The sequence below is a fragment of the Staphylococcus sp. HMSC059F04 genome (genome assembly GCF_001812565.1).
Lineage (GTDB): Bacteria > Bacillota > Bacilli > Staphylococcales > Staphylococcaceae > Staphylococcus > Staphylococcus lugdunensis.
Genome location: NZ_KV809462.1, coordinates 412,575 through 430,075, shown reverse-complemented (window position 1 = coordinate 430,075; position 17,501 = coordinate 412,575). Strand labels below are relative to the sequence as shown.

The following is a 17,501-nucleotide window of genomic DNA, read 5'->3' as shown; positions in this document are numbered from 1 at the left end:
TTGTTGTTTATTTTCTTATATTCATGTAATCATTTGAAGTGTTATAATAGCTTTAATAAATTGATGTTATCTACAAGGGGGATGACTGATGGCCATAATTGAAAAGAAAGAATGGTATCTTGAGTATAGGATTACGTTAAATCGTCCAGGTTTGCTAGGAGATGTATCAAGCCTTCTCGGTATGCTCGGCATCAGCATTGTTACGATTAATGGTGTGGATCAAGGCAAGAGAGGCTTGTTAATCAAAACCGATAGCCTCGAAAAAGTAAAACGTTTTGAAAACATTATTTCAGAGGTTAATGATATTGAAATAACCAAACTAAGACTTCCTGAATTGCGAGATAGGTTAGCTGTAAGACACGGTAGATACATTGAGCAAGATGCAGATGATAAGAAAACCTTTCGTTTTGAACGAGAAGATTTAGGACTGTTGGTGGATTTTTTGGCTGAATTGTTTAAAGAAGAGGGGCATAAGCTTATTGGTATAAGAGGAATGCCTCGTGTTGGCAAGACCGAGTCAATTGTTGCAGGTAGTGTTTGTGCTCATAAACGATGGTTATTTATTAGTTCAACACTTATTAAGCAAACAGTTAGAAGTTCACTTATTAAAGGGGAATATGAGTCAAATCATGTTTATATCATCGATGGTGCAGTAACAGGTAGAGAAACCAATCAAAAGCATCAAGAGCTTGTGCGTGAAGTGATGACATTACCATCTATTAAGGTTGTAGAACATCCCGATTTATTTGTAGAAACATCAGAATATACTATGGATGATTTTGACTATATTATAGAATTGCGGGAAAATAAACTTCAAAAAATTGAATATGAGCATATGAAAGCTCAGACTCAAAAGGTACAAAGCAAGAACAACTTGGATTTTGGTGATCCATTTGGTGGTGGATTTGGTTTCTTTGAATAATAAAGTTGGAGGCTATATCAAGTGAAAACAGTTGGTGAAATATTAAAACATAGAAGAGAACGTTTAGGAATGACATTAGCTGAACTAGAGTCACGAACGCAAATTAAACGTCAAACATTACAGCATATTGAGAATAATAATTATGAATTATTGGCTAAAAAAGATTATGCAGAAGGTTTTATTCGTAAGTATGCTAAAACTGTAAATATTGATGATAACCAATTAGTATCTGCACATAGAGAAGAAATTCCCAATAGTCAAAGCCAACTAGATGATTTAATCACACAGTTTCAAAGTATTGAACCACCAACCCAACACGTTTCTTATAAAGAACCTATTCAATTGAGTATAATCATCGTCTCACTAAGTATCATATCTGTTATACTATGGATTATTGCAGTATTAATTTTTTAAATATAGAAATGAGGCTTTTTAATGAACATACCTAACCAGATTACAGTTTTTAGAGTTATCCTCATCCCCGTATTTATCCTTTTTGCTCTTGTAGATTTTGGATTCGGTACGGTATCCGTTTTAGGAGGCTACGATATACGCATTGAGCAGTTGATTAGTGCGATAGTATTTATAGTTGCTTCACTGAGCGACTTTGTTGATGGATATTTGGCGCGTAAATGGGAATTGGTTACGAATATGGGGAAATTTTTAGATCCTTTAGCTGATAAATTACTCGTATCAAGCGCCTTGATTGTAATGGTAGAATTAGGAATAACTAATTCTGTTGTAGCGATTATTATTATAGCACGTGAATTTGCTGTGACAGGACTACGATTATTACAAATCGAACAAGGATTTGTAAGTGCAGCAGGTCAATTAGGTAAAATTAAAACTGCTGTAACGATGGTTGCAATTATTTGGCTACTATTTGGCGATCTGTTCGTTAACGTGATTGGATTCTCAATAGGACAAACATTGCTATACATCGGTGTCTTATTTACAATATTATCTGGCCTTGAATATTTTTATAAAGGTAGAGCTGTTTTTAAACAATAGCTATTTCTGACCAAGATGTTCTGAAGTTTATACACGCATAATAAATGACGTGATTCATAAGTATAAACTTTTTATTAGGACACTTGGTCGTTTTTATTGTAAGTTAATAATTGGCACAAGTTTTTGACACATAAAGTGATAATTTTTTATTGAATAGGAGCTTTTAATTTATGAATATATCAATTATAGCGGTTGGTTCAGAACTGCTATTAGGTCAAATAGCAAATACCAATGGTCAATATTTGTCAAAATTATTTAATAGTATTGGAAAAAGTGTAGTAGAACATACAGTTGTTGGTGATAATCCAGAACGATTGGCGCATGCTATATCACAAGGATTAACACGATTTGATACTATCGTATTAACTGGCGGGTTAGGACCAACAAAAGACGATTTAACCAAACAGGTTGTTGCAGATATTTTAGGACGGCAACTGGTTATAGATGATGTGGCACTTAACTTTATTCAAGACTATTTTAATGCTCAAGGGCAAACAATGACCCCCAATAATAAGCAACAAGCTTTAGTGATAGAAGGTTAAACTGTATTAGCAAATGATTATGGTATGGCACCTGGCATGTTAATAACAGAAGGTAATAAAAAAATAGTCCTACTTCCAGGACCACCGCGTGAAATGCGTCCAATGGCTAAAAATAAGTTATTACCGTATTTATTAGATGGCGAACATATCATTTTTTCAGAACAACTCCGTTTTGCTGGTATAGGGGAATCAAAAGTTGAAACGTTGTTAATGGATTTAATTGATGTACAAGAAAATCCGACTATTGCACCATTAGCGGGTACTGATGAGGTATATATACGCTTAACAGCTAATGCGGATACTAAAGAAGATTGTCACGATTTAATAGCACCTGTGAAAGATGAGATATTAGCTAGAATTGGTGAATATTATTACGGTTCTGATGATATTCTTATAGAAGAAGCCGTGAGTCAAAAGTTAACTGATTCATACGCAATTTATGATGGTGTGACCAATGGTGCATTATATCATCGCTTAAAAGATGTAGATGAAAAACAAAAGTTAGTAGGAATGTTGCCAGATTCAGAAATATTTTTGAGCAACACATCAAATATTCATGACAAGCTGCAACAGGCAGCATTATATATAAAAGAGACATACCATAGTAAAATGGGAATTGCATTATTGAATGAAGATGAGAAAGTCTATATAGGTTTATTAACAGATCAAGCATTTAAAGCTAAAATGTTTAAAATGCCACAAACACGAAATATTCTAAGACGCAGAAGTCAAAATTATGCTTTGATAACATTACTTAATTGGTTAAGATAGTATCATTTTTTGAACTTATGTTCGTATATTTTTAGTTTTAACATGAAATTAATATAAGTTTACCGTAAATATAGCGAACAAATATTCGTAAATCTCTTGTATTTTATATGAAATGATTGTATAGTAATGATAAGACAATAAACAGGAAAATAATCCTATTAGGAGGTCTCGTTTTGGATAATGATCGTCAAAAAGCGCTAGATACTGTAATTAAAAATATGGAAAAATCATTCGGTAAAGGTGCCGTAATGAAATTAGGGGATAATAAAGGCCGTCGCGTATCTAGTGTATCTACTGGATCAGTGACATTAGATAATGCTTTAGGAGTTGGTGGATATCCTAAAGGAAGAATTATAGAAATATATGGTCCTGAAAGTTCAGGTAAAACGACCGTTGCATTACATGCAATTGCCGAAGTTCAAAAAATGGTGGTATTGCAGCTTTTATTGATGCTGAGCATGCGCTAGATCCTGAATATGCAGCTGCTTTAGGTGTAGATATTGATAACTTATATCTTTCTCAACCAGATCATGGTGAACAAGGTTTAGAAATCGCTGAAGCCTTTGTACGTAGTGGAGCTGTTGATATTGTAGTTGTGGACTCAGTTGCAGCTTTAACACCTAAAGCTGAAATTGAAGGAGAAATGGGAGATACGCATGTAGGTTTACAAGCCCGCTTGATGTCTCAAGCATTACGTAAGCTTTCAGGTGCAATTTCTAAATCAAATACGACAGCCATTTTCATCAATCAAATTCGTGAAAAGGTTGGCGTAATGTTTGGTAATCCTGAAACAACACCTGGTGGCCGTGCACTTAAATTTTATAGTTCAGTACGTTTAGAAGTTCGTCGTGCAGAACAATTAAAGCAAGGTCAAGACATCGTTGGTAATAGAACGAAAATCAAAGTTGTTAAAAATAAAGTTGCGCCGCCATTTAAAGTTGCAGAAGTAGATATTATGTATGGTCAAGGAATCTCTAAAGAGGGAGAACTCATTGATTTAGGTGTTGAACATGATATTGTTGATAAATCAGGTGCTTGGTACTCATACAATGGAGATAGAATGGGCCAAGGTAAAGAAAATGTCAAAACTTATCTAAAAGAAAATCCAGAAGTAAGAGATGATATTGATCGTAAACTAAGAGAAAAATTAGGTATTTTTGATGGTGATGTTGAAGAAAAAGAAGCTAAAGCACCAGAATCTCTATTTGATGAAGAATGATATCAAGTTTGAGTGATATGATTTAACGCATAGTTAATTAACTACAAAATAATTAAATATATAACTTTTAAAATACCTTGTTGGTTTTATGGCCATCAAGGTATTTTTATACACTATTTTTAATAGAATTACAATGATTAATAGGCTTCTTACCTTGACACTCACACAACTAAAAAAGTACAATTAGTTTGTATGATTATTATAAATTTCATAAAATCATATCGATTTTGATATACAGAACATAGCCCTAGAAAAAGGAGGTGTTTGTGTGAATTTATTAGCCCTCCTACTCATTTTGCTTGGGATTATTCTAGGAGTTGTTGTAGGGTATTTCGTAGCCCGAAATTTGTTGCATCAAAAACAATTACAAGCAAGACAAACCGCTGATGATATTATTAGGCAAGGAAACAAAGAAGCTGAAAATATCAAAAAAGAAAAGTTACTTGAAGCAAAAGAAGAAAACCAAATCTTAAGAGAACAAACTGAATCAGAATTACGTGAAAGACGTGGTGAGCTTCAAAAACAAGAAGCCCGACTTCTTCAAAAAGAGGAAAATTTAGATCGAAAATCTGATCTATTAGACAAAAAAGATGAGATTTTAGAACAAAAAGAATCTAAACTTGAAGAAAGACAACAACAAGTAGATGCAAAAGAGAGTAGTGTTCAATCATTAATAATGAAGCATGAACAAGAATTAGAACGCATCTCCGGTCTTACTCAAGAAGAAGCTGTTAGAGAACAACTTCAGAGAGTTGAAGAAGAACTGTCACAAGATATTGCAGTACTTGTTAAAGAAAAAGAAGCAGAAGCTAAAGAAAAAGTCGATAAAACTGCCAAAGAATTATTAGCTACAACTGTCCAAAGATTAGCAGCAGATCATACAACAGAATCAACAGTATCAGTTGTTAATTTACCAAACGACGAAATGAAAGGTCGTATTATTGGTAGAGAAGGTAGAAATATTCGAACATTAGAAACATTAACAGGTATCGATTTGATAATTGATGATACACCAGAAGCAGTTATTTTATCTGGTTTTGATCCAATTAGACGTGAAATTGCAAGAACAGCATTAGTCAATTTAGTATCAGACGGTAGAATCCATCCTGGTAGAATTGAAGATATGGTTGACAAAGCAAGAAAAGAAGTTGACGAAATCATTCGAGATGCGGGAGAACAAGCTACCTTTGAAATGAATATTCATAATATGCATCCTGAATTAGTGAAAATTTTAGGTCGCTTAAATTATCGAACAAGCTACGGTCAAAATGTGTTGAAACATTCGATTGAAGTTGCGCATTTATCAGGTATGCTTGCTGCTGAATTAGGTGAGGATGTAAGTTTAGCCAAAAGAGCTGGCTTGCTCCATGATGTTGGTAAAGCAATAGACCATGAAGTTGAAGGTAGTCACGTTGAAATTGGTGTAGAACTTGCTAAAAAATACGGCGAAAATGATACGGTAATAAATGCTATTCATTCTCATCATGGTGACGTGGAACCCACTTCTATCATATCAATTTTAGTCGCGGCAGCAGATGCTTTATCCGCTGCACGACCAGGTGCACGTAAAGAGACTTTAGAGAATTATATCCGAAGATTAGAGCGCTTAGAAACATTATCTGAAGGTTACGATGGCGTTGAAAAAGCATTTGCTATTCAAGCCGGACGAGAAATAAGAGTAATCGTTTCTCCGGATGAAATTGATGATTTAAAATCATATCGCCTTGCACGAGATATTAAAAACCAAATCGAAGAAGAACTTCAATATCCTGGTCATATTAAAGTGACAGTTGTTCGTGAGACCAGAGCAGTTGAATATGCTAAATAAAACAGGCCTTTCGTGCCTGTTTCTTAAATGTCGACAAACCTAATGTTGTAAAATATTAGGTTTGTTTTTTTAGGTGTTATTTTTAATTATAAGGCACAACTTACTTCATTATTGTTTCAAATAAAAATGATTAGTTCAACATTAAATAATAAGTTAGGTTAATGTTTATGCATAATTGATCATCTTATTAAGAACTTAAAGTAAGGCATCATAAAAATATATTTATTTGAAATATAAAGTGCCACCAAAAGTTAGAATTTTCATTCAACTTTTGGTGGCAACCTGTATTAATAATTTAAATGTTTATATGTTTATTCATTAATATGCAAATTGTTGTCGTTAATAGGTGTGGTATGTTAATGCTTCAATTGTAAATCCGCTTTGTTCATCTCTGAAATGACTTCAGCAGTGTCATAGCAGTTTGTTGCAACGTTAGAATATCTTTCTGCTAAGCGATAAGCATTAATATATAACTCTAAACATTCTTTTGCGATATCTTCAGCATCTTCAGATTTTGCTGGGTTTGCTGTTAAAACCAATTCTGCAAATCTTTCTGGATCAATGTTAATTGACATGTAATATATACAACTCCTATTATTTTATAAATTCATCTTAACATAGGTTTCTTTACTGAAAAAGAAATGCACTTTAAAACAAAATAAAAATAGTTAATCTGCTTTAATTCTTTTTGATTTTGACTTAAAATTATTTATGAAAGGATGAACAATTCATGAGAATACTTTTTATAGGAGATATCGTAGGGAAAATTGGTAGAAAAGCAATAGCAGAATACCTACCTAAAATAAAGCAATCACATAGGCCAACAATAACGATTGTCAATGCGGAAAATGCTGCACACGGTAAAGGTCTAACCGAAAAAATATATAAGCAATTGCTAAGAGACGGCGTTGATTTTATTACAATGGGAAATCATACCTATGGTCAACGGGAAATATATGATTTTATCGATGAAGCGAAAAGAATGGTGCGACCAGCAAACTTTCCTAGTGAAGCACCTGGCGTGGGTATGAGATTTATCCAAATTAATGATATTAAATTAGCTATAATTAATCTACAAGGACGTTCTTTTATGCCAGTTATTGATGATCCTTTTAAAAAAGCAGATGAACTTATAAATGAGGCTAAACAACAAACACCATATATATTCGTTGATTTTCATGCGGAAACAACATCTGAAAAAAATGCAATGGGCTGGTATTTAGATGGACGGGTGAGTGCTGTTGTTGGTACACATACACATATACAAACAGCAGATGAACGTATTTTACCCCAAGGCACGGGATATATTACAGACGTTGGTATGACTGGTTTTTATGATGGTATTCTAGGTATCAACAAGACAGAAGTTATTGAGCGATTTATTACAAGTTTACCGCAACGTCATGTTGTCCCTGATGATGGACGCAGTGTGTTGTCAGGTGTGCTGATTGATCTTGATAGAGAAGGAAAAACATCACATATTGAAAGGATACTAATTAATCAAGATCATCCATTTTAACAAGTTCCTAAGAACGATATGAAGACTATCGTCCATAAGTATGAGTTTATGAAATTACCACTGTTGACATAGTAATACGGTGGTTCTTTTTGTTATTATTTAAGATGAATTAATTCCACAGGAGGCTTATGATATGAAACCACAATTATCGTGGAAAGTGGGCGGACAACAAGGTGAAGGTATAGAATCTACAGGTGAAATCTTTGCAACTGCAATGAACAGAAAAGGATACTATTTATATGGGTATAGACACTTTTCGAGTCGAATAAAAGGCGGTCATACAAATAATAAAATAAGAGTATCATTAACACCTGTTCATGCTATTAGTGATGATTTAGATATCCTTGTTGCATTTGACCAAGAAACTATCGAATTAAATCATCACGAAATGAGATCAGATAGTATTATTATTGCTGATACTAAAGCAAAACCAGAAAAGCCTGAAAACTGTAAAGCACAACTCATTGATTTACCATTAACTGCAACTGCAAAAGAGTTAGGTACTGCATTAATGAAAAATATGGTAGCTGTCGGAGCAACATGTGCTTTAATGAACTTAAATACACAAACTTTCGAAGATTTAATTCGAAATATGTTTATGAAAAAAGGCGACAAAGTTGTCGATATGAATATAACTGCATTGTATCAAGGATACCAATTGATGCAAGAGCAATTAGATCAAATTCAAGGAGATTTTGAATTAGTAGCAACGGATAGTGCGCCGCATTTATATATGATTGGGAATGATGCTATAGGGCTGGGTGCAATTTCAGCAGGCTCAAGATTTATGGCAGCATATCCGATTACACCTGCATCTGAAATTATGGAATATATGATTGCTAATTTGCCAAAAGCAGGAGGGGCTGTTGTACAGACTGAAGATGAAATCGCAGCTGCCACAATGGCTATTGGTGCAAATTATGCTGGTGTAAGAGCATTTACTGCAAGTTCTGGGCCCGGATTATCTTTAATGATGGAAGCAATCGGTCTTTCTGGTATGACAGAAACACCATTAGTTATTGTAAATACGCAGCGTGGGGGACCTTCAACAGGCTTGCCAACTAAACAAGAACAATCTGATCTTATGCAAATGATATACGGAACTCATGGTGATATACCAAAGATTGTTCTTGCGCCAACTGATGCAGAAGATGCATTTTATTTAACTATTGAAGCTTTTAATTTAGCCGAAATTTATCAATGTCCAGTTATTGTCTTAAGTGATTTGCAGTTGTCTCTAGGTAAACAGACAGTGAAAGCATTAGACTATAATAAAATTGAAATCAATCGTGGTGAGATTATCCAAACTGATATTGAGAGAGAAGAGGGAGATAAGGAATACTTTAAACGCTATGCGATAACAGATAGTGGTATATCCCCAAGACCAATACCTGGTGTAAAAGGTGGTATTCATCATGTAACTGGCGTAGAGCATAATCAACAGGGTAAACCAAGTGAAGCTGCGATGAATCGATGCGAACAAATGGATAAAAGAATGAGAAAAACAGAACAGCTACGAATTGAAAATCCTGTAGAGTCAAACGAAACGTATGATGAAGCAGATATATTATACATTGGTTTTATCTCAAGTAAAGGTGCCATTCAAGAAGGTACATCACGATTAAAAGATGCAGGAATAAAAGTTAATACAATGCAGATTCGCCAATTACATCCATTTCCTAAAGAAATCATCCAAGACGCCATCAATAAAGCTAAAAAGGTAATTGTTGCAGAACATAATTATCAAGGACAACTCGCAAGTATTATTAAAATGAATACGCAGATTCAAGATAAATTAGTACAGCAGACAAAATATGATGGTACGCCATTTTTACCACATGAAATTGAGGAACAAGGACTTAAAATTGTAAAAGAATTAAAGGAGTTGGTCTAATTGGCTACATTTAAAGATTTTAGAAATAGCGTCAAACCAAATTGGTGCCCAGGTTGTGGTGATTTCTCAGTACAAGCAGCCATTCAAAAAGCTGCTGCCAATGTAGGATTAGAGCCAGAAGAAGTAGCCATAATTACAGGTATAGGCTGTTCCGGACGTTTATCGGGTTATGTAAATTCTTATGGTGTTCATGCTATTCATGGTAGAGCATTACCTTTAGCTCAAGGTGTAAAAATGGCAAATAAAGATTTAACTGTTATTGCATCAGGTGGGGATGGAGATGGCTATGCGATAGGTATGGGGCATACGATTCACGCATTAAGAAGAAATATGAATTTGACTTATATCGTTATGGACAATCAAATTTATGGCTTAACAAAAGGACAAACTTCACCTTCTTCAGCTGTTGGTTTTGTTACGAAATCAACACCTAAAGGCAATATAGAAAAAAATGTTGCGCCATTAGAGTTAGCGCTATCTTCAGGTGCAACCTTCGTCGCTCAAGGATTTTCCAGCGATATTAAAGCTTTAACAAAAATGATTGAAGATGCAATTAATCATGATGGATTTTCATTTGTAAATGTTTTCTCACCTTGCGTAACATATAATAAAGTGAACACATATGATTGGTTTAAAGAACATTTGACAAATATAGAAGATATCACTGATTATGATACATCGGATAAGCAATTAGCTATGAAAACAGTCATTGAACATGAATCTTTAGTAAAAGGAATAGTGTATCAAGATACTTCAACTCCGTCTTATGAGTCGCAAATCGTAGAGTTAGAAGATACGCCATTGGCTAAAAGAGATTTGCAGTTACCGGAAGAAGTATTTAACACTTTAACAGAGCAATTTGTATAGTAGTTTATAAAAGGCAAGGCCATTAAGTTTCTAGGGTATAAGTAATCCTGAACAATAAGGTAATATTATTTTCCCAATTTTTGTTAACGCATATTGATTGCAACATATGTTAATTGTAGAAATGGTTGTTGTATTTCCCTTTGTTGGGATCCAAGCACAGCGTAACTGGCTAGAACAGTTTTTCTAACAAAGCAAGCCAGTGTGACTGATATAGAATCCTAAAGACGCGAAGCCATACAACATAGAGTATTAAATATAAAATAAGGAAGCGGGACAGCATTCATTTTGAGTTCTTATTTCCACCCAGTCAAGGTTGACTAGGATAGAAAAAGCTGGGTATCAGTGCATTTTCAATTTAGTCTACTACTGTCAATATATAGTTAAGAGCCTCGAACATAATAATCATGTTTGAGGTTCTATTATTTTGGATTATGTCTCTGCTGTTTATTTTTAATAAATTGAAATTTTATTTATTTTCTGTAAATCACTTTTATAACTTCTAAAATAGGTAATATGAAATATAAGTTGTATAAAGGAGTGATGTATGATGGATAAATTTAAAACGATGGAGACATTGGAACAACAAACAGCTGAACATCAAGATTGGAAGATTGAAACGGAAGATAATCACAGTCAAGTGGTTATTATTGCCCCACATGGTGGCGGAATTGAGCCAGCAACTACAGAGTTAACAAAACTGATAGCCAAAGAAGGTAACTATAATTACTTTGTTTTTAATGGAATGAGAAGCAAGGGGAATCAAGAACTGCATGTGACTTCAATTCATTATGATAATAAAATAGCGATAGATCTTGTAAAACGGAGTGAAAGAACAATTGCTATACATGGATGTAAAGGTGAAAGTCCAATAGTCTATATTGGAGGTAAAGATGAACTGCTGAGTAAAAAAATAAGCAATAGTCTGAAACAAATAGGTATAAAAGTGGCGCATGCCCCAAGCAACATGTCAGGCAAACAATCAAATAATATTGTTAATTGTAATCAACTTGGTGCGGGTGTACAACTAGAATTAACATCGGCACTCAGAAAACAATTATTTAAAAATGGAAAATACGGCTATCACAATCGAACTAATAAAGATAATTGGAGTAACTTAATGTATCAGATAGCACAAGCAATTGTAGAATCAACATCTCAAGTTAACTAAATATAAGATAAAAATGATATGATGAACATAAAGAACAATTTTTTCGAGGTGATAATGATGCAAGATACATTAATGAGTATTCAAATTATACCAAAGACACCACAAAATGATGATGTAATCCTATATGTTGACGAAGCTATTAAATTGATAGAACAATCTGGACTGCATTATCGAGTAGGTCCGCTTGAAACAACAGTACAAGGTGAAATGAGTGCTTGTTTAATTCTCATTCAAAAATTGAACGAGAGAATGGTTGAATTAGAATGTTCAAGTATTATTAGCCAAGTTAAGTTTTATCATGTACCCGAAGGTATTTCGATTGAAACTTTAACAGGAAAATATGATGGATAAGCTACGATTTAAATAATAAATAGTGATGGGGTAAGCTTAAAGGACAATGTATTGACCTTTTTCTTGCCCTAATTTTTTTATAATAAAGATGTCTTTAAAATTCAGAATGAAGGCATTTTGCACTTTATAGCTAAATTTAATATAATGGAATAATGATAAAAAGGGCATATGGAAAGGATTTTTTAAGTGAATGAAGAGCAAAGAAAAGCTGGTACGATAGATATTTTAAGTGAACGTAATAAAAAAGAAGAAAAAGATTATAGCAAGTACTTTGAGACGGTTTATCAGCCGCCTAGTTTAAAAGAAGCTAAAAAACGTGGGAAACAACAAGTACAATATAATCGAGATTTTCAGATAGAGGATAAATATCGCAATATCGGTCAAGGACGTACATTTTTAATTAAAACATATGGTTGTCAGATGAATGCGCACGATACAGAAGTAATGGCCGGTATTTTAGAAGCACTAGGTTATCAATCCACCTCTGATATTCAAGAAGCAGATGTCATACTTATAAACACTTGTGCTATCCGTGAAAATGCCGAGAATAAGGTGTTTAGTGAGATTGGAAATTTAAAACACCTAAAGAAAAATAGACCTGATTGCCTAATTGGTGTTTGTGGTTGTATGTCGCAAGAAGAATCAGTAGTCAATAAAATTTTAAAGTCATATCAAAATGTCGATATGATTTTTGGCACACATAATATCCATAAATTGCCAGAAATTCTTGAAGAGGCATATATGTCTAAAGCAATGGTTGTTGATGTGTGGTCCAAAGAGGGGGACATCATTGAAAACTTGCCGAAAGTGAGAGAAGGCAATATTAAAGCATGGGTGAATATCATGTATGGTTGTGATAAGTTTTGTACGTATTGTATTGTTCCTTTCACAAGAGGAAAGGAACGTAGTCGTAGACCAGAAGATATTATTGCGGAAGTCAAAGAACTTGCACGTGAAGGTTATCAAGAAATCACGTTATTAGGTCAAAATGTTAACTCTTATGGGAAAGATATTGAAGATATAGATTATGAGCTTGGCGACTTACTTGAAGCTATTTCTAAAATTGATATTCCTAGAGTTAGATTTACAACAAGTCATCCATGGGATTTTACTGACAGAATGATACAAGTGATTGCGCAAGGTGGTAATATTGTGCCACATATTCATCTTCCGGTTCAATCAGGAAATAATGCAGTGTTAAAAATTATGGGGCGTAAATATACGCGTGAAAGTTATTTAGAATTAGTATCAAAGATTAAAGCGGCTATTCCGAATATTGCTTTAACAACTGATATTATTGTTGGCTACCCTAACGAAACAGAAGATCAATTTGAAGAAACGTTAACACTATACGATGAAGTGGCTTTCGAACATGCTTATACGTATTTATACTCGCAGCGCGATGGCACACCAGCTGCTAAAATGAAAGATAATGTACCGCTAGAAGTGAAAAAACAACGATTACAACGTTTAAATCAAAAGGTTGGACAGTATTCACAACAAGCTATGAGCCATTATGAAAACACAACTGTGACTGTATTATGTGAAGGCACAAGTAAAAAAGATGACACAGTACTAGCTGGATATACTGGTAAAAATAAATTAGTGAATTTTAAAGGTCCTAAAGAAGCGATTGGTCAATTAGTAGAAGTGAAAATTGATGAAGCTAAACAATATTCATTAAATGGTACCTTTGTTAGATTCACTCAACAAACGTTGGTGACGCCTTAAATGTATTCAAAAAAAGATATTTTAACGTATGCCGATGGGATAACAAAGAATATTGAAAAATTGGATATTATCCAAACCTATCAGCGTGTCGAACAACAAATTCATCAAAATAAGACGATTGCAACAAAGATGAATCAGCTTAAAAAGCAACAAAAGCAATCGGTCAACTTTCAGAATTATGGTAAACAACATGCGTTTGAACAATCAGAAGATGAAATTAATCATCTTGAAGCAGAAATTAATCATTTGCCTATTGTAGATGAATTTAAAAGCGCGCAATTTGAAGCTAATGAATTTCTACAATTGATGATTAGCACAATGGAAAATAGATTAAATGAACATCATACTGATGAACATAGTAATCAATAGTGAAAGGATTGTAATCTTATGAACACAAAGAAGTTAACTGTGACTGCCATACTTATTGCCATTAACGTTGTCTTAAGCAGTATCATTGTTATACCGGTAGGACCAATCAAAGCAGCACCAGTACAGCATTTTATCAATGTTTTATGTGCAGTATTTGTTGGACCATGGTATGGCTTAGGACAAGCACTTATCTCATCAATTATCAGAATCACATTTAATACAGGTAGCTTCTTTGCATTTCCAGGTAGCATGATTGGTGTGTTTTTAGCAAGTTTATTTTATATGTATAAAAAACATATCTTTATAGCTGCTATTGGAGAAGTTATTGGTACGGGTATTATTGGTAGTTTGATGTGTATACCAATGGCTTGGATATTAGGATTTCACAATTTTGTTGTTAAACCATTAATGTTAGCTTTTATTGTTTCTAGTGTGATTGGTGCAGTAATAAGCTATATATTATTGATTATTTTAAAAAAACGAGGTTTACTTGATCGCTTTAAGTAGAGCCTAAAACATTGACTTATGCGTTTATAGCTGCAAAAGTCAATGTTTTTTTATGTTAAACTTTAAAAGATAATATCAATAGGCGACTTGTTTATAGTTATGTTAAAATATATAAGTTAACGAAGGCAAATAATTTTAATAATAATATAAATCAAAAAGTAAAAAGAAATAAGGTTGTGAATAATAAATGGCAAATGTAACACCTATGATGCAACAATATTTAAACATAAAAGCACAATATAATGATTGTTTATTATTCTTTCGATTAGGCGATTTTTATGAAATGTTCTTTGATGATGCTAAAGAAGCATCACGAGTTCTTGAAATTACTTTAACGAAAAGAGATGCCAAAAAAGAAAAACCTATTCCAATGTGTGGCGTACCGTATCATTCGGCAAATAGCTATATTGAAACTTTGATAAATAATGGATATAAAGTTGCTATTTGTGAACAGATGGAAGATCCAAAGCAAACCAAAGGAATGGTGAAAAGAGAAGTAGTACGTATTGTCACACCTGGTACTGTAATGGAGCAAGGCGGGGTGGATGACAAACAAAATAATTATATATTGAGTTTTATTCAAAGACAAAATCAAATAGCACTTAGCTATTGTGATGTTTCTACAGGTGAATTGAAGACAACACAATTTGAAGGTACATCGACACTGTTAAATGAAATAACTACGATTAATCCGAATGAAATTGTTGTTAATCAAGCGTTGTCTGATGCGCTTACGCGACAAATAAATTTGACCACTGAAACGATTACAGTCAATGAATCACTTTCTCAAAACGTATATGAGGTAAATCCCAAAAAAGAAACCTTGATGTTCGAAGCAACACAATTATTGTTAGATTATATTCATCATACTCAAAAAAGAGATTTGTCTCATATTGAAGATGTGAAAGAATATGCTGCAATTGATTTTATGAAAATGGATTACTATGCAAAACGAAATCTAGAATTGACAGAAAGTATTCGATTAAAATCAAAAAAAGGCACTTTATTGTGGTTGATGGATGAAACAAAAACGCCGATGGGTGCTAGACGATTAAAGCAATGGATTGATCGTCCCTTAATTCAACAACAAGAAATAGAACATCGCTTAAATGCTGTTGATCAGCTAATAAACGCTTTTATTGAAAGAGATACATTAAGAGGTTATTTGAATCAAGTTTATGATGTAGAGCGACTTGTTGGTCGAGTAAGTTACGGTAATGTTAATGCTCGAGATTTAATTCAATTGAAACATTCCATATCAGAAATCCCACATATTAAACAATTATTGTTAGAAATGGATCAAACATTTAGTCAGCAATTTGATAAATTGGAACCTTTAGATGACCTATTAGATATATTGGAAAATAGTATTGTGGAAGAACCGCCTATATCTGTTAAAGATGGTGGACTATTTAAACGTGGTTTTAATCAGCAGTTAGATGAATATTTGGATGCGTCTCAAAATGGAAAAAGCTGGTTAGCGCAATTACAAGCTAGAGAAAGAGAAAAAACAGGTATTAAATCTTTAAAAATTAGTTTTAATAAAGTCTTTGGTTATTTCATTGAAATTACAAGAGCAAATTTACAAGGATTTAATCCGACTGATTATGGTTATCATCGTAAACAAACACTTTCTAATGCAGAAAGATTTATTACTGATGAATTAAAAGAAAAAGAAGACATTATACTTGGGGCTGAAGATAAAGCAGTTGAACTAGAGTATCAATTATTTGTAAAATTACGCGAGCATATTAAAACGTATACTGAGAAACTTCAGCAACAAGCAAAAATCATTTCGGAATTAGATTGTTTGCAAAGCTTTGCCGAAATCGCACAACGCTATAATTACACAAGACCTCAGTTTAGCGAGAATAAGACATTGAATTTAGAAAATTCTCGTCATCCTGTTGTTGAACGAGTGATGGATCACAATGATTATGTCCCTAACGATTGCTTGTTAAATAAAGAGAACTTTATTTATTTGATAACTGGGCCAAATATGTCTGGTAAGTCAACATATATGCGACAAGTGGCTATTATAAGTATTATGGCGCAAATGGGTTCATTTGTTCCTTGTGATAAAGCGACATTACCAATATTTGATCAAATATTTACGCGTATTGGTGCTGCCGATGACTTAGTTTCAGGTAAGAGTACATTTATGGTTGAAATGTTAGAAGCACAAAAAGCATTAACTTATGCTACGGCGGACAGTTTAATAATCTTTGATGAAATTGGGCGTGGCACATCAACATACGATGGCTTAGCTTTAGCTCAATCAATGATAGAGTATGTCGCAAAAACATCACACGCTAAAACACTATTTTCAACGCATTACCATGAATTAACAGATCTAGATCAAGAATTAAGCTGTTTGAAAAATGTGCATGTTGCAGCTGACGAGTACCAAGGAGAACTTATTTTCTTACATAAGGTTAAAGATGGTGCGGTAGATGATAGCTATGGTATTCAAGTTGCCAAATTAGCAGATTTACCTAACGAAGTGATTGAAAGAGCACAAGTTATTCTTGACCAATTCGAACAAAAATCGACGCAATCGTCACAGATACGGTCGCAAGACAATAAAGATGCATATATTGCAGAATCACAATCAGCATATCTGAAAGACTCTGAAAATCAAGCTGTAAAACCAGCATATGAACAAACAACCTTTAGCTTATTCGACGATGTAACCACAGAAAGTGAAATTGAAGCTGAAATTAGAACATTAAATATTTCCAATATGACACCACTTGATGCATTAATTAAACTAAATGAATTACAAAAAAAGTTATAAAATGA

Annotated in this window: 14 protein-coding genes and 2 pseudogenes; 15 read left to right on the top strand and 1 reads right to left on the bottom strand. The window is 33.5% G+C overall.

The annotated features are described in order from the left end of the window. The first annotated feature begins 88 nt into the window (after positions 1-88). The 6 genes and pseudogenes from HMPREF2864_RS02550 to rny all read left to right on the top strand — a co-directional run bounded on the left by HMPREF2864_RS02550 (position 89) and on the right by rny (position 6,293). Complete coding sequence (locus HMPREF2864_RS02550) at positions 89-922, top strand: YmfK family protein (RefSeq protein ID WP_002459263.1); 834 nt, start codon at positions 89-91, stop codon at positions 920-922. Positions 923-943: 21 nt separating this feature from the next. After that, positions 944-1,336 carry a helix-turn-helix domain-containing protein gene (locus HMPREF2864_RS02545; RefSeq protein ID WP_002459262.1) on the top strand — a complete coding sequence of 131 codons (393 nt, stop codon included), beginning with the start codon at positions 944-946 and terminating at the stop codon, positions 1,334-1,336. Between the two features lie 21 nt (positions 1,337-1,357). Beyond that, positions 1,358-1,933: a CDP-diacylglycerol--glycerol-3-phosphate 3-phosphatidyltransferase gene (gene pgsA, locus HMPREF2864_RS02540; protein WP_002459261.1), complete on the top strand. Its 576-nt coding sequence runs from the start codon at positions 1,358-1,360 to the stop codon at positions 1,931-1,933. A 170-nt stretch (positions 1,934-2,103) separates the two neighbouring features. Then, positions 2,104-3,246 (top strand): annotated as a pseudogene (locus HMPREF2864_RS02535) (CinA family nicotinamide mononucleotide deamidase-related protein). Positions 3,247-3,419: 173 nt separating this feature from the next. Further along, a pseudogene (gene recA / locus HMPREF2864_RS02530) lies at positions 3,420-4,465 on the top strand (recombinase RecA). 268 nt (positions 4,466-4,733) lie between these two features. Then, positions 4,734-6,293, top strand: a complete 1,560-nt coding sequence (rny, locus tag HMPREF2864_RS02525; protein WP_002478266.1) for a ribonuclease Y — start codon at positions 4,734-4,736, stop codon at positions 6,291-6,293. Positions 6,294-6,649: 356 nt separating this feature from the next. On the opposite strand, the gene HMPREF2864_RS02520 is transcribed toward rny, so the two are convergent. Further along, positions 6,650-6,868 (bottom strand): hypothetical protein, encoded by a 219-nt coding sequence (locus tag HMPREF2864_RS02520; protein WP_002459257.1) that lies wholly within the window; start codon positions 6,866-6,868, stop codon positions 6,650-6,652. 155 nt (positions 6,869-7,023) lie between these two features. On the opposite strand from HMPREF2864_RS02520, the gene HMPREF2864_RS02515 reads away from it, so the two are divergent. The 9 genes from HMPREF2864_RS02515 to mutS all read left to right on the top strand — a co-directional run bounded on the left by HMPREF2864_RS02515 (position 7,024) and on the right by mutS (position 17,496). Continuing rightward, positions 7,024-7,812 (top strand): TIGR00282 family metallophosphoesterase, encoded by a 789-nt coding sequence (locus tag HMPREF2864_RS02515; protein ID WP_002459256.1) that lies wholly within the window; start codon positions 7,024-7,026, stop codon positions 7,810-7,812. A gap of 133 nt (positions 7,813-7,945) precedes the next feature. Then, entirely contained in the window at positions 7,946-9,706 is a 1,761-nt protein-coding gene (locus HMPREF2864_RS02510; RefSeq protein WP_002459255.1) for a 2-oxoacid:acceptor oxidoreductase subunit alpha, read from the top strand. Then, positions 9,707-10,573: a 2-oxoacid:ferredoxin oxidoreductase subunit beta gene (locus tag HMPREF2864_RS02505; RefSeq protein ID WP_002459254.1), complete on the top strand. Its 867-nt coding sequence runs from the start codon at positions 9,707-9,709 to the stop codon at positions 10,571-10,573. Positions 10,574-11,120: 547 nt separating this feature from the next. Then, the gene (locus HMPREF2864_RS02500) at positions 11,121-11,741 is read left to right on the top strand and encodes a poly-gamma-glutamate hydrolase family protein (protein ID WP_037542965.1); all 621 of its coding nucleotides are present in this window, start codon (positions 11,121-11,123) and stop codon (positions 11,739-11,741) included. A 57-nt stretch (positions 11,742-11,798) separates the two neighbouring features. Continuing rightward, a complete protein-coding gene (locus HMPREF2864_RS02495; RefSeq protein WP_070544872.1) occupies positions 11,799-12,092 on the top strand; it encodes a thiamine-binding protein in 294 nt (97 codons plus the stop codon). Positions 12,093-12,278: 186 nt separating this feature from the next. Then, positions 12,279-13,823, top strand: a complete 1,545-nt coding sequence (gene miaB / locus HMPREF2864_RS02490; RefSeq protein WP_002459250.1) for a tRNA (N6-isopentenyl adenosine(37)-C2)-methylthiotransferase MiaB — start codon at positions 12,279-12,281, stop codon at positions 13,821-13,823. Then, positions 13,824-14,192, top strand: coding sequence for a YlbF/YmcA family competence regulator (locus tag HMPREF2864_RS02485; RefSeq protein WP_002459249.1), 369 nt, complete (start codon positions 13,824-13,826; stop codon positions 14,190-14,192). An 18-nt stretch (positions 14,193-14,210) separates the two neighbouring features. Continuing rightward, positions 14,211-14,699, top strand: a complete 489-nt coding sequence (thiW, locus tag HMPREF2864_RS02480) for an energy coupling factor transporter S component ThiW (protein WP_070544871.1) — start codon at positions 14,211-14,213, stop codon at positions 14,697-14,699. 187 nt (positions 14,700-14,886) lie between these two features. Continuing rightward, the gene (mutS, locus tag HMPREF2864_RS02475; RefSeq protein ID WP_002459247.1) at positions 14,887-17,496 is read left to right on the top strand and encodes a DNA mismatch repair protein MutS; all 2,610 of its coding nucleotides are present in this window, start codon (positions 14,887-14,889) and stop codon (positions 17,494-17,496) included. Positions 17,497-17,501: the final 5 nt, after the last annotated feature.